The organism is Bradyrhizobium cajani (assembly GCF_009759665.1).
GTDB lineage: Bacteria > Pseudomonadota > Alphaproteobacteria > Rhizobiales > Xanthobacteraceae > Bradyrhizobium > Bradyrhizobium cajani.
This window is the reverse complement of record NZ_WQNE01000019.1, coordinates 1-13421: the sequence shown is the minus strand read 5'-3', so window position 1 is coordinate 13421 and position 13421 is coordinate 1. Positions and strand designations below refer to the sequence as shown.

The 13421-nt window shown below is 66.0% G+C and carries 11 protein-coding genes; 4 read left to right on the top strand and 7 right to left on the bottom strand.

What is annotated here, in order from left to right; all coding sequences use genetic code 11:
* The first annotated feature begins 33 nt into the window (after nucleotides 1-33).
* The gene (locus tag GPL20_RS21895) at nucleotides 34-240 is read left to right on the top strand and encodes a DUF1674 domain-containing protein (protein ID WP_157331578.1); all 207 of its coding nucleotides are present in this window, start codon (nucleotides 34-36) and stop codon (nucleotides 238-240) included.
* A 36-nt stretch (nucleotides 241-276) separates the two neighbouring features.
* On the opposite strand, the gene cysN is transcribed toward GPL20_RS21895, so the two are convergent.
* The 4 genes from cysN to GPL20_RS21875 all read right to left on the bottom strand — a co-directional run bounded on the left by cysN (nucleotide 277) and on the right by GPL20_RS21875 (nucleotide 6062).
* On the bottom strand, nucleotides 277-2172 hold the full coding sequence (gene cysN / locus GPL20_RS21890) for a sulfate adenylyltransferase subunit CysN (RefSeq protein WP_157331577.1): 1896 nt from the start codon (nucleotides 2170-2172) through the stop codon (nucleotides 277-279).
* Entirely contained in the window at nucleotides 2172-3137 is a 966-nt protein-coding gene (cysD, locus tag GPL20_RS21885; protein ID WP_157331576.1) for a sulfate adenylyltransferase subunit CysD, read from the bottom strand. Before cysD ends, cysN begins: the two co-directional genes overlap by 1 nt.
* 5 nt (nucleotides 3138-3142) lie before the next feature.
* Nucleotides 3143-4162, bottom strand: a complete 1020-nt coding sequence (locus GPL20_RS21880; RefSeq protein ID WP_157331575.1) for a sulfotransferase family protein — start codon at nucleotides 4160-4162, stop codon at nucleotides 3143-3145.
* A 157-nt stretch (nucleotides 4163-4319) separates the two neighbouring features.
* Nucleotides 4320-6062, bottom strand: coding sequence for a methyl-accepting chemotaxis protein (locus tag GPL20_RS21875; protein ID WP_157331574.1), 1743 nt, complete (start codon nucleotides 6060-6062; stop codon nucleotides 4320-4322).
* A 266-nt stretch (nucleotides 6063-6328) separates the two neighbouring features.
* Here GPL20_RS21875 and GPL20_RS21870 point away from each other — a divergent pair, with 266 nt between their 5' ends.
* Nucleotides 6329-6919, top strand: a complete 591-nt coding sequence (locus GPL20_RS21870; RefSeq protein ID WP_157331573.1) for a thermonuclease family protein — start codon at nucleotides 6329-6331, stop codon at nucleotides 6917-6919.
* 55 nt (nucleotides 6920-6974) lie between these two features.
* Here GPL20_RS21870 and GPL20_RS21865 read toward each other — a convergent pair whose 3' ends face one another.
* Together GPL20_RS21865 and acs are read right to left on the bottom strand one after the other, a co-directional pair.
* Entirely contained in the window at nucleotides 6975-7490 is a 516-nt protein-coding gene (locus tag GPL20_RS21865; RefSeq protein WP_157331572.1) for a L,D-transpeptidase, read from the bottom strand.
* Between the two features lie 450 nt (nucleotides 7491-7940).
* The gene (gene acs / locus GPL20_RS21860) at nucleotides 7941-9887 is read right to left on the bottom strand and encodes an acetate--CoA ligase (protein WP_157331571.1); all 1947 of its coding nucleotides are present in this window, start codon (nucleotides 9885-9887) and stop codon (nucleotides 7941-7943) included.
* Between the two features lie 402 nt (nucleotides 9888-10289).
* On the opposite strand from acs, the gene GPL20_RS21855 reads away from it, so the two are divergent.
* The gene (locus GPL20_RS21855; protein ID WP_157331570.1) at nucleotides 10290-11459 is read left to right on the top strand and encodes a DNA topoisomerase IB; all 1170 of its coding nucleotides are present in this window, start codon (nucleotides 10290-10292) and stop codon (nucleotides 11457-11459) included.
* Nucleotides 11460-11587: 128 nt separating this feature from the next.
* Here GPL20_RS21855 and GPL20_RS21850 read toward each other — a convergent pair whose 3' ends face one another.
* The gene (locus GPL20_RS21850; RefSeq protein WP_157331569.1) at nucleotides 11588-12043 is read right to left on the bottom strand and encodes an SRPBCC family protein; all 456 of its coding nucleotides are present in this window, start codon (nucleotides 12041-12043) and stop codon (nucleotides 11588-11590) included.
* 101 nt (nucleotides 12044-12144) lie between these two features.
* Between GPL20_RS21850 and GPL20_RS21845 the strand changes: the two genes are divergently transcribed.
* Nucleotides 12145-13224: an adenylate/guanylate cyclase domain-containing protein gene (locus tag GPL20_RS21845; protein WP_157331703.1), complete on the top strand. Its 1080-nt coding sequence runs from the start codon at nucleotides 12145-12147 to the stop codon at nucleotides 13222-13224.
* Nucleotides 13225-13421 lie beyond the last annotated feature (197 nt).

Genomic DNA, 13421 nt, shown 5'->3' with positions numbered 1-13421 from the left:
GCGTGTCGCGCCCCTGCGCTAGGAAGCCAGACGATGAGTGACCAGCCTCCCGTTCCCGATCGCAAGCCGCTTCCGCCGGCCGCCCAGCGTGCGCTTGCCGAAGCCGAGGCGCGCCGGCAGGCAGCGGCGCAGGCCAAGGACGGCGCGAAGGCGGCACCGAAGGAGTTGCAGGGTCCCAAGGGACCTGAGCCTACCCGCTATGGCGATTGGGAGAGCAAGGGCATCGCCTCCGACTTCTGAGGCCTGCACTGCTTTAGGCCGGGCGCTGCCCGGCCGTTATAGATAGTGATTGTCCCTGAGATAGCCGATGATGCGCTCGCAGGCCGCCTCGCTCGACAGTTCCGACGTGTCGATGGTGATCTCCGGCGCTTGCGGCGCCTCGTAGGGATCGTCGATCCCGGTGAAACCCGGCAGCTCGCCCGCGCGCGCCTTGCGGTAAAGGCCCTTGGGATCGCGGCGCTCGCATTCGGCAAGCGGGGTTGCGACATGGATCTCGATGAACTCGCCTGCTTCGACCCGTTGCCGCGCCAGGGCGCGTTCGTTGCGGAACGGCGAGATCAGCGCGACCAGCGCGATCATGCCGGCATCGACGAACAGCGCCGCGATCTCCGCGACACGCCGGACGTTCTCCATCCTTTCCGCGCTGGAGAAGCCGAGGTCGCGGTTGATGCCGTGGCGGAGATTGTCGCCGTCGAGCAGCGCGGCATGGCGCCCGAGCTCGGCAAGCCGCCGGTCGACGAGATCGGCGATCGTCGATTTGCCGGCGCCGCTCAGGCCCGTGAACCACAGCACGCAGGGCCGCTGCTGCTTGAGCCGCGCCCGCACCGACTTGTCGACCGCGAGCCGATGGCGGTGGATGTTGGTGGCGCGGCACAGCGAGATGTCGATCATGCCGGCCGCAGCCGTGCGATGGCTGATCGGATCGATGAGGATGAAGCTGCCCATGTCGCGATCGTCGCGATAGGCCTCGAACACCAGCGGGCGGTCGAGGCTGAGATGGACATGGCCGATCTCATTTGCATCGAGCGTCGCGGCGCTCTCTTCCGCCATGGTATCGATGGCGATGCGGTGCTTGAGCGTCGAGATCACCGCGCCGGTCGAGGCCGTGCCGCATTTGAGCACGTAGCGCCGCCCCGCGGCCATGGCCTCGTCATCGAACCAGACGAGATGGGCCGCAAGTTGATCCGAGATCTGCGGGGCGGATCCCGCCGAGAGCACGTCGCCGCGGCTGACATCGACCTCGTCGGCGAGCGTGAGCGTGATCGACTCGCCGGCCGTCGCCCGATCGCGTTCGCCGCCGGGCGTGAGAATGCGCGCGACGCGGGTCTGACGGCCCGAGGGCTGCACGGCGACCGCGTCGCCAGCCCGGATCGTTCCGCTGGCGATTCGCCCGCAGAAGCCGCGAAAATCCGCATGCGGCCGGTTGACCCACTGCACCGGCAGCCGGAATGGCCGCTGCGAGACGTCGCCTTCGACATCCACCGATTCCAGATAGGCCGTGACGGTCGGTCCGGTGTACCAGGGCATGCGCGCGCTCGCGGCGACGATGTTGTCGCCGTCGGGCGCCACGACGGGGATGCACTGGACCTGGGAGATCCCGAGCTGTCCGGCCAGCGTCAAATATTCGGCGGTGATGGCCGCGAAGCGATCGCCGTCGAAGCCGATCAGGTCCATCTTGTTCACGGCAAGCACGACGTGGCGGATGCCGAGCAGCGACAGGATGTGGCTGTGGCGGCGCGTCTGCGTGATCACACCCTTGCGGGCGTCGACCAGTACCACGGCGAGATCGGCGTTGGAGGCGCCGGTCGCCATGTTGCGGGTGTACTGCGCATGTCCCGGCGTGTCGGCGACGATGAAGCGGCGCAGCTTCGTGGCGAAGAAGCGGTAGGCGACATCGATCGTGATGCCCTGCTCGCGCTCGGCCTGGAGGCCGTCGACCAGCAGCGCGAAGTCGAGATCGCCGCCGGTGGTGCCGGCGGTCCGGCTTTCGGAGGCCAGCGCGTCGAGCTGGTCGTCGAGCAGCGTCTTGGAATCGTAGAGCAGGCGGCCGACCAGCGTGCTCTTGCCATCGTCGACGCTGCCGCAGGTGACGAAGCGCAGCGTCGGGCGGTCGTTCTGGTCCAGCCGCGGCGCATCGGAGGCCGCGATCGTGGGAGCCTCGTGATAGGACATCAGAAGTAGCCTTCCGCTTTCTTGCGCTCCATCGACGCGGGACTGTCCCGGTCGATCATGCGTCCCTGCCGCTCGGAGGTGCGCGAGGCCATCATCTCCCGGACGATCTCCGGCAGGGTTACCGCCGTCGAGGACGTCGCGCCTGTCAGAGGATAGCAGCCGAGGGTGCGAAACCTGACGGAGCGCCATCGCGGCTCTTCGTTCGGCCGCAGCGGCATCCGTTCGTCGTCCACCATGATCAGCGCGCCATCGCGCTCGACCACCGGACGCGAAGCCGCCAGATAGAGCGGAACGATCGGGATGTCCTCGAGCAGGATGTAGTCCCAGATGTCGAGCTCGGTCCAGTTCGACAGCGGAAACACCCGCATGCTTTCGCCGGGCGCAAGCAGCGTGTTGTACAGGCTCCACAGTTCCGGCCGCTGGTTCTTCGGGTCCCAGCGATGCGCCGTACTGCGATGGGAGAAGACGCGCTCTTTGGCGCGCGATTTCTCCTCGTCGCGCCGCGCGCCTCCGATCGCGGCGTCGAAGCCGTGGAGGTCCAGCGCCTGCCGCAATGCCTGCGTCTTCATGACGTCGGTGTAGCGGGCCGAGCCGTGGGTGAAGGGATCGATGCCCTGGCTCAATCCGGCATTGTTGGTATGGATGATCAGATCGAGGCCGAGTTCGCGCGCGCGCATGTCGCGAAACGCGATCATCTCCCGGAACTTCCAGGTCGTGTCGATGTGCATCAGGGGAAATGGCGGCTTGCCGGGATGAAACGCCTTCATCGCCAGATGCAGCAGCACCGAGGAGTCTTTCCCGATGGAGTACAGCATGACCGGCTTGCGGAACTCGGCGGCCGTCTCCCGCAGGATGTGGATGCTTTCCGCTTCCAGGCGCCGGAGATGGCTGGTGGTCGCGCGGGTCGGCTTGCCGTCAGCCGCTCCAGGGAGCGCTGGCCCGGTGGTCACGGGAATGTCGAGCATGGCGATCACGCGGCCGCAGCGAGCCAATCGCCGAACAGGTGTTCCGACGTCGCTGCACTCAGGCCGAGATCGCGAATGCACGCCGCAACCGAGGCACGATAGGCATCGTTGACCCCGCAGCGCTCGAGGACATCCAGCTGGGCCTGGCTCAGCGAGGCCGTTGCGCGGCGCTGGTAGCGATAGGCGCTGTCCGAGGTGTGCAGGTTGGGCACCTTGTAGATCGCCGCTTCGCTCGGGAAGATGACGCGCGCGTTGTTCGCCTGCTCTTGTCCCGGCTCCCGCCATGACGTCACGGCATTTTCGGTAAAGCTGCCCGAGATGCCAAGGCGATCGAACAGGACGCGAACCGACGAGATCGCTTCCTTGCTCACCTCATAGACGTAGTGCGTGACCGGAACGCCCTGTTGCCTGGCGTAGCTTGCCACCCGAACCGCGCCGAGCGCGGCGACGACATAGTGTGCCAGCAGCGTGCTTTCCGGAGCGCGCGAGATCAGCTTCTCGAGCCATGACGCCAGTGCGCTTGCCGGCTCGCGGTCGAGCGCGATGAGGTGCAGGCGGTGCCGCGGATAGCCTGCGTCGATCAGCAGCTTGAGCGGATTGAACAGGCTCTCGGCGAGCACGTAGGGCCCGATCGTCTCCTTGCTGAAGATGTTCGGCTCATCGCTCGCCGACGGCACGATCCACGGTGTCAGCGTCTTGCCGACGAGCGCATCGCGCAGGATCGCCTTCAGCGGCTGATAGTACGAGGGCATCCCGGTCATGCCGAACAGATTGCTCAGGGCCGTCGATCCGACCCGCGCCTTGCCGCATGCAAAATAAAGCATGGGAAAGTCTTGCGCCGCGCGATGCCGGAAGCTCTCGGCAAGGCATTCCGTCACTTCGCGCATCAGTATTTCGAGCGTGACGGTCCGGGTCTGGAATCCGTCCACCGGCGAAAGCGGCATGGTGTCCAGGGAGCTATGCTGCTGGCGAACCAGATCGGCGATCCGCGCGAGCGAATCGGGTGAAGTCACGTCGATGTTCATGTTGGGGGACTCGCTGGACGGGTTCCGCAAGCAAGTTGCTCACGTTTGCGTGCACAACCTATCGTTGCTTAGCGTGCCGGTCAAATCCGGGCAATCCCGGGGGTGCCATGACTGTCAGGCGAGCAACAGCAGCTATGCTCGCCACGTCGTTGCCGATCTAGGCGGCGCGCACTGTGTTGAGGAACTTCTCGACCTCTGCCTGCAGCAGGCCGCTTTCGCTGGACAGCGACCGCGCCGACGCCAGGACCTGTCCCGATGCCGCGCCGGTGGCGCTCGCACCGTGGCTGACCTGCGCGATCTTGTCTGCGACCTCGACCGTGCCCTTGGCGGCTTCGCTGACGTTGCGCGCGATCTCCGCTGTCGCGGCCCCCTGCTCCTCGATGGTGGCAGCGATGGTCGTCGAGATGTCCGAGATCTTGGCGATGGTCGCGCTGATCTCCTTGATCGCGCCGACGGAATCTTCCGTAGCGGTCTGCATGTCGGCGATCTGCGTGCCGATCTCCTCGGTCGCTCTCGCGGTCTGGGCGGCGAGCGCCTTCACCTCGCTTGCGACGACGGCAAATCCGCGGCCGGATTCGCCGGCGCGTGCCGCTTCGATGGTGGCGTTCAGCGCCAGAAGGTTGGTCTGTTCGGCAATCGCGGTGATCAGCTTGACGACGTCGCCGATACGGCCCGCGGCCTTGAGCAATTCGTTGATGCGGGCGTCGGTGCGCTCGGCCTGCTTCACCGCCTCGCCGGCGATGCGGCTGGAATCGTGGACCTGTCGGCTGATCTCGACCACCGACGTGCTCATCTCCTCGGCCGCGGACGCCACGGCGCCGACATTGGTGGATGCTTCCTCGGAGGCTGCTGCCACCATTCCGGAGAGCTGCTGGGTTTCTTCCGCTGTGCCCGACAGCGTGCCGGCGGCGGATTCAAGTTGCTGGGAAGCCGACGACACCGAGTTGATGATGCCACCAACCGCGGCTTCGAATGCGCCGGCGAGCCTGATCATCTCTTCCTTGCGCTGCGCGGCTGCGGCGGCTTCCCGTTGCTTCTGCTCGGCTTCCATCTGCTCGATGCGGATCAGATTGTCCTTGAAGGTCTGCGCCGCGCGCGCGTTGTCGCCGACTTCATCGCCGCGAGCCGTGTAAGGAATCTCGACGGCCTTGTTGCCGCCGGCGAGTTGCAGGAGCACGGCGCCGATGCGCCGGATCGGGCGGGCGATGCTCAACACCGAGAAGACCGCGGAGCCGATCAGCATCAGCATGACGAACACGCCAACGACGACGGCGAAGTTGGCGACGCGATCCAGCTCCACCAGCAACTCGCCTTTGCGCCGCGCCGCGAATTCGTTGGCGACGCCCACCAGGTCGTCGACGCGTTTGCCGACCTCCTTGGCTGCCGGACGCATATGCTCGGCGAGAATGCCCGCCTTCGTTGTTTCCGCCGCGGCCTTGGCGCTCCCGGCGGGAGCGTTGATGACGGCCTTTTGCGCCGCCGCCAGCTCGACGGCACTGGCCAGATAAGTGTCCACGAACTTCTTCGCCTCGCGGTAGGCATCCTGTGTGACCTTCCGCGTCGCCCGCTCCCTTGCGGCGTCGATTTCCGTGCCGGCCTCGGTCGCGTGGGTGCGGAGGGTATCGAGGAGCTTGTCAACCTCGCCGACCGACGGCGCGGAACCGAGCTCGAGCGCGGCGAGCTGCGCGCGCGCCATCGCCGTCTGCGCCGCCTGCGCATTGCCTTTGTTGAGGTAGTTGATGATGACCAGCCGGTTGGACTCCGCGATCGACTGGTTGCCGAGCATCTGGTTGGTCAGGATGCCACCGACCAGCAGAACGTTGATGCCCGTGATGATGCCGAGCTTTGTTCCAATGCGAAGCTTGAAGAATCCCACCGCTCTCTCCCTATCATTCCGCATCAGGTATTCGCAACCAAAGATTGAGATTTAGGTAAGATTCACCGATGGCCGTAGAAGTACGGCTAATGCGCCGCATGCCTGCCCCGGGGAAAACCCTGGAAGAAACGCAGAGAGGTGCTAGCGCGCGCGAGATCGTGCCCGATGCGACCACGCTCCCGTTAAACGGGATGTGAGGATCGCTGTCCGTGCAACTACAGGCCGTAACCGGAAGAAAGCGTTTGGAACGCGGCTTGCCGGTTCTGCCGACTCAGCTCTAGCGTGGGACGATGCGCTCCCGTGATCGTCTCAATCCGTATCGGCCATCATTCAGCGGCTCTCCGTTCCGTCGCCGGTTCTCCGGACTGTTGCCCTGGATGTTCGTGGTCGGCGCCGTGACGGCCATCGTGCTCGCCTTCCGGCACGGCACGACCTGGCCCGTCCCGCATGCGGCCGACGGTCAGTCGCAGGCGACAGAGATCGTCCTCCAGCAGTCCGGCGCCGCCGGCGCCCGCCAACAGGTCGAGGTCATCCGCACCGTCGATGGCGACACGTTTCTGGCGCGCGTGCATCAGCGCAACGGCGGCAATCTCGTCGTGCGGGTCCGCCTGCGCGGCATCGATGCGCCTGAACTGAAAGCATCCTGCCAGGATGAGCTGAACAAGGCCGAAGCCGCCGCCGACGCACTGCGCAATCTGCTCGGCCAGGGGGACGTGACGATCTCCAATCTCGGCCCCGACAAATACGGACGCATTCTCGCCGACGTCGCGACCCGGCGGACCGCCAACGTCTCGGCCGCGCTGCTGGCGGGTGGCTACGTGCGCAGCTACGGTGGCGGCCACCGCGACGGCTGGTGCGCGCGAGGCTGGCGCTTCTGGTAACAAGAAAGCCGCGTTGCAAGACGCGGCTCTCGCTATCCCGCTCTGATCTTCGCGATCAGCGCGTCACGACCACCGTCGTGCCCACGGAGACGCGACCGTAGAGGTCGGTGATGTCGTCGTTGAGCATGCGGATGCAGCCGTAGGAGACGAAGCCGCCGACCGAGCCCGGCACGTTGGTGCCGTGGATCGCATATTCGCCGCCGGCCAGCGTCATCGCCGCGACGCCCATCGGGTTGCGCGGCGAGCCGCCCGGAATGACGTCGGGAATGTTGGGCTTGTCGCGCTTCACCTCGGCGGGCGGTGCCCAGGCGGGATTGCGGTACTTGCCGTCGATCTTCGTCGTGCCGGCCCACTGCTTGCCGGACTTGCCGACGCCGACCGGATAGCGCACGGCGTGACCGTCATCCATGATGAGATAAAGCCGGCGTTCGTTGGTCCTGACCACGATGGTGCCCGGCGAATATTCGGCTGATCGCATCCCGACTATCTCCGGCCGCGCCTCTGCCGCCGTCGACATCAAGCCCCCAGCCGCGATGGTGGCGGCGAGCGCCACAGCAATCCTCATCGACATCAATGTTTTCCTCGCCCCGAACGGATCGTCCAAATTGACGCAAAAGCCGGCAATCGCCGCTTGCCCAGACATTCTGAACCACGCCCGTTAACCGGATGGTTTCCACGCGCGACCGCCGAGGGCCCGCCAGCAGGGGGAACAAAGGAAATGTTCGAAATAAAGTAAATGACAAGAAAACAACACTGGGCCGGAAAGATGCGGCCGTGCGGGCGCGCGCCCTGACAAGGGCGTGACGATGTGAACGGCTGTTATTTGGAGGGCGTTTCGCGGAATGCGATCTCGTGTCCCGGACGCGGTGCGGCGCCCATAAGCGCGTTTACGCGTGTCTTCGACGCGCTATGGTGCCCGCGCCGCAGAGCCGGGACCCAAGTGTGTCGCTCGGATGGGCCCCGGCCCTGCAGCGCACCGCTCAAGAAGCGTTGCGCTGCGTCCGGGGCACGAGAGGCTGCTTTACACCGACTTCCGGTTCTGCCGGTTCTTGACGAGGTCGTCGACGACGGCGGGATCGGCCAGCGTCGAGGTGTCGCCCAGGCTGCCCGGCTCATCCTCTGCGATCTTGCGCAGGATGCGGCGCATGATCTTGCCCGAGCGGGTCTTGGGCAGGCCCGGCGCGAACTGGATCTGGTCGGGCGAGGCGATCGGGCCGATCTCCTTGCGCACCCAGGTCACGAGCTCCTTGCGCAGATCCTCGGTGGGCTGGACGCCCGCCATCAGTGTCACATAGGCGTAGATGCCCTGGCCCTTGATGTCGTGCGGGAAGCCGACCACGGCCGCCTCCGACACCTTCTCGTGCGCCACCAGCGCGCTCTCGACTTCCGCGGTTCCCATGCGGTGGCCGGAGACGTTGATGACGTCGTCGACGCGGCCGGTGATCCAGTAATAGCCGTCGGCATCGCGCCGGCAGCCGTCGCCGGTGAAGTACTTGCCCTTGTAGGTCGAGAAATAGGTCTGCTCGAAGCGGGCGTGGTCGCCATAGACCGTGCGCATCATGCCCGGCCACGAGCGGGTGAGGCAGAGATTGCCGGTCGTCTCGCCGTCCAGCGTCTTGCCGTCGGCGTCGACGATCTCCGGCACCACGCCGAAGAACGGCAGCGTCGCCGAGCCCGGCTTGAGCTTGGTCGCGCCCGGCAGCGGCGTGATCAGGATGCCGCCGGTCTCGGTCTGCCACCAGGTGTCGACGATCGGGCAGCGATCGTCGCCGACGACGCGGTGATACCACTCCCAGGCTTCCGGGTTGATCGGCTCGCCGACCGAGCCGAGCAGACGGAGCGAGGCGCGCGAGGTCTTCTTCACAGGCTCATCGCCCGATTGCATCAGCGCGCGGATCGCGGTCGGCGCGGTGTAGAAGATGTTGACCTTGTGCTTGTCGATGACGTTCCAGAACCGCGAATTATCCGGATAATTCGGCACGCCTTCGAACATCAGCGTGGTCGCGCCGTTCGCGAGCGGCCCGTACAGAATGTAGCTGTGTCCGGTGACCCAGCCGACGTCGGCGGTGCACCAGTAGACGTCGCCGTCGTGATAGTCGAAGACGTATTGATGCGTCATCGACGCGAACACGAGATAGCCGCCGGTCGTGTGCAGCACGCCCTTGGGCTGGCCGGTCGAGCCCGAGGTGTAGAGGATGAACAGCGGATCCTCGGCATGCATGTGCTCGACCGGGCATTCCGTCGTCACCATCTTGGCGGCGTCGTGATACCAGAGATCGCGCGACGGGTTCATCTCGACCTGGCCGCCGGTGCGCTTGACCACGACGACCCAGTCGACACCGTCGGCTTTAGTGAGCGCCGCGTCGACATTGGCCTTGAGCGGCACCTTCTTGCCGCCGCGCAGGCCTTCGTCCGCGGTGATGATCACCTTGGATTGGCAGTCGTTGATGCGCTGGGCGAGGCTGTCGGGCGAGAAGCCGGCGAACACCACGGAGTGGATCGCGCCGATGCGTGCGCAGGCGAGCATCGCGTAAGCCGCTTCCGGGATCATCGGCAGATAGATCGTGACTCGGTCACCCTTCTGGACGTTGCGGGTGCGCAGGATGTTGGCCATCCGGCAGACCTCGTCGTGCAGCTCCTTGTAGGTGATATGCCGCGATTGCGAAGGATCGTCGCCTTCCCAGATGATCGCGGTCTGGTTGGCGCGCGTGTGCAGATGCCGGTCGATACAGTTATGGGCAACGTTGAGGACGCCGTCCTCGAACCATTTGATCGAGATGTTGCCGGGCGCGAACGAGACGTTCTCGATCTTCGTCGGCGTCTTCATCCAGTCGATGCGCTTGGCCTGTTCCGCCCAGAAGCCGTTCGGGTCGGAGACCGAGCGGGCGTACATCTCCTTGTACCTGGCCTGGTCGACCCAAGCGCGTTTGGCCCACTCGGCGGGGACGTCGTAGATCTTCTCGGACATGTCTTCCCTCCACATACGGCAAGCCGAGCGCATACGACGGGCAAGCCGACCTGATCGTTGAACTGATTATGCGTCGGGCTAACCGGGCCCGACAAGGAGGACAAGCTGGATCTTCGGCGGGTCGCCGGCCATGCGGAGGATCAAGGCCGGTTGGAGCGACTGTCGCAGATCTGAAACAGACCGACGGGGCGGCTTTCGGCGCCTTACCAACTCAGCCGAACAGGCTCGCGCAGGGCCCCATGCGGTGCCTGGAGGTATTTAGAAACCGCTGCTCACTGATTCGGGACTCGCAATACGGTTCGGAACACCCTAAATGGCCAACCCGGGTCCAAAGAGACCCCGCGGAACAAATATCAGAACAGCGGCATTGAACGGTAACAGGACAGGGCTAGGCGTAAGGCTATGATGGATCAGCAGAATCTCGGGACGATGCGGCCCGCTTCCGCCGATCCTGCAGCCATTGCGCTGGCCAAGGCCCTCGGACAATGGCCGAAACCATCCGGGTTCAGGCGCCCCAGCCCCAAAAAGGTCTTCGATACGGCGCCGGTGGCGACGGTCGAGGCGCTCGCCAGGGAACTCGGCCTGCGGCTTGGCGACCAGAACGAGCTGACCATCCGCCGCATCAAGCGCGGCAAGGGCTATTCCTTCGTCCGTCCCAACGGCGCCCATATCCGCGACGCCCGCACCATTCGCCGGCTGCACGCCATGGCAGTGCCGCCGGCCTATCGCGAGGTGCGTTACTCGGCCGATCCGAACTCGCATCTCCAGGCCGTGGGGCGCGACGCCGCGGGCCGGCTGCAATACCGCTATCACGCCGATTGGGAGAAGGTCCGCGAGCAGCGCAAGGCGCATCGCCTGGAAAAGCTCGTCGGCGCGCTGCCGAAGATCCGGCGCAAGGTCTCGGCGTTCCTGTCGGGCGACGAGCCGACGCGCGAATTCGCGCTCTCGGCCGTGATCGAGCTGATCGCGCGCACCGCGATCCGCCCCGGCAACGAATCCTATGCCCGTCTCAACGGCACCCGCGGCGCCACCACGCTGCTGAAGTCGAACGTCACGCTGGAGGACGATTGCTTCGTGCTGACCTTCAAGGCGAAGGGCGGCAAGGCGGTGCGGAAGGAATGCGACGCGGCCAAGCTGGTGCGCGCCATCGGCATTTTGCAGGGCGTCCCCGGCAAGCGCATGTTCCAGTATCGCGATTCCTACGGCATCGTGCGCGCGGTCAACACCACGCAGGTGAATGCGTTCTTGCGCGAGATCGCCGGCATCAAGATCTCGCTGAAGGATTTTCGCACCCTGATGGCATCCGCTGTCGTGGTGGAATCGCTGTCACGGATCACGCCGGCGACCAGCCAGCGCGGCCGCAAGAAGCAGGTCCTGGACGCAATCCGCGCCGCGGCCGACCAGCTCTCCAACACGCCGGCGATCTGCCGCAAGAGCTACGTCCACGACACCATCGTCACCGCCTTCGAGGAAGGTATCCTCGAGCGCTTCGCCGCGACCATGAAGGGTCAGCGCTCGCAGGCGCGGCGCGAGCAGCTTCTGGCACAGGTGGTGGCGACCGCGGCGGTGTGACCGCCAGGGAACTTGTAGCCCGGATGGAGCGAAGCGAAATCCGGGGTGTTGCAACAAGCGGTAGCGTCCCGGATTGCGCTTCGCTCCATCCGGGCTACGGCAGCGGCGACCGCAAGAGCTGCACGTCGCTACATCTTGTCGGAAACGCCCCGGTCCGGACCGGGATCGCCGCCCGCCGCTACCGTGGTGAGCCGTTCCAGATAATGCGTCCATCCCTTCGCGTGTGCGGCGGCCTGCTCTTCCGTCGGCAGCCCGCTATGGGTCATCCGCATCAGCGTGCCGCCGTCGCGCTCGATCAGGTCGATCTCGATCAGGCTCGAGCCGGGCGGCACTTCCTGGCCACCCTCCCAGCCGAAGGTGTAGGCCAGACGATGCACCGGCACGACCTCGCGGAAGGCACCGCGGGCATTGCCGCCGCGCGGGCCGACGCCCTTGACCAGATAGAGTCCGCCGGGATGCGGCTCCGTGGTCGCGTCGGAACCCATCCAGCTCAGGATCTTCTCGGGATCGGTCAGATAGGCGAAAACGGTGGCGCGCGGGGCGGCGATCTGGGTCTCGCGTCGCACTATGAACGGTTCGGTCATCGGCGATCATCCCTGGGCTGACACTCGGACATGGCGGCGCCAGAGCGGTCCGTCAAGGATTACCCGTGACAAAGACCGCCTGTCTTCGCCATCATCGGGCCATGCAACTCTCCCCGACGCTCGCCTGGCTTGTCGATGCTGCCTCAGACAGCCCCGGGGCCGACCGCCTGCTCGCGGAACTCGGCGCACATCTGGTCGCCGACGGCGTGCCGCTTGCAGCCGGCGCCCTCACGCTGGATGTGCCGCATCCCCTGATCGCGAAGCGGACCTGGCTGTGGCGCGCGGAGAGTGGCCGGGTGATCGAAGCGCTCGGCTTCGCCCCAGGCGGCCTCGCGCCCGACCCGCCCAACGACGCAGGTCGCCGCTGGCTGCGCGACATCGCGGGCGGCGACGCGCACGAAGACGTCGTCGGACGGCCGGATGGGCCGTTGCTCGGCTGGATCGGGCCGCGCCCTTTCACAACAGACGAGCACGAGCAATTGCGCCAGGCGGCGCGTTTCGCTGCGACGCCGCTTGCGGTGCTCGCTGCGCGCGCCACGCTGCGCGCGACGCTGGATGCCTATCTTGGCAAACGCAGCGCGGAACGGGTGCTGGCAGCCCCTTTGCGGCGCGATCTCGGCGAGACCATCCAGGCCGCACTGCTCTATGCGGACTTGCGCAACTTCACGGCCCTGTCGGAAACCACACCGCCCGCCGATGTCATCGCGGCGCTCGACGCCTGGTTCGACCGCATCGCCGGTGCCGTTCACGCCTTTGGCGGCGAGGTGCTGAAATTCATCGGCGATGGCGTGCTCGCGATCTTCCCGGTGGTCGAGGCATCGCCGCGCGGCGCGTGCCAGGCGGCTCTGCGCGCGGCAGGCGCGGCCCGGGCCGGGATGGCTCATCTCAACGAGGAGCGCCGCCATCTGGGGCTGCCGCCGCTGTCGTTCGGTGCCGCGCTTCATCTCGGCGAAATGCTGTGGGGCAATATCGGCGCCGCCAACCGGCTCGATTTCACCGCGATCGGTCCCGCCGTCAATCTCGCGAGCCGCCTCGAAGGATTATGCAAGCCGCTGGGGCGGACGGTGCTGATGTCGGGCGCGCTGGCTGCTGAGACGGACATGCCTCTCGTTGCGCTCGGATCGCATTCGCTGCGCGGCATTGCTTCGCCATGCGAGGTTTTTGCGCTGCCGGAGACGTAGGGCGGATCCTGTAGCCCGCATGAGCGCAGCGACATGCGGGGCCAGTCGTCCCGGATGTCGCTACGCTCATCCGGGCTTCTGTAACGGGCGGTGGTTAGTCAATCCCTTTTTGCGTCATCCACTCGCCGGGAACGTGCTTCTGTACGGGATCGGCGCTGTGGCCGTCGCCTGATGGGGTTCTGGAGAGGAGCAGGTCG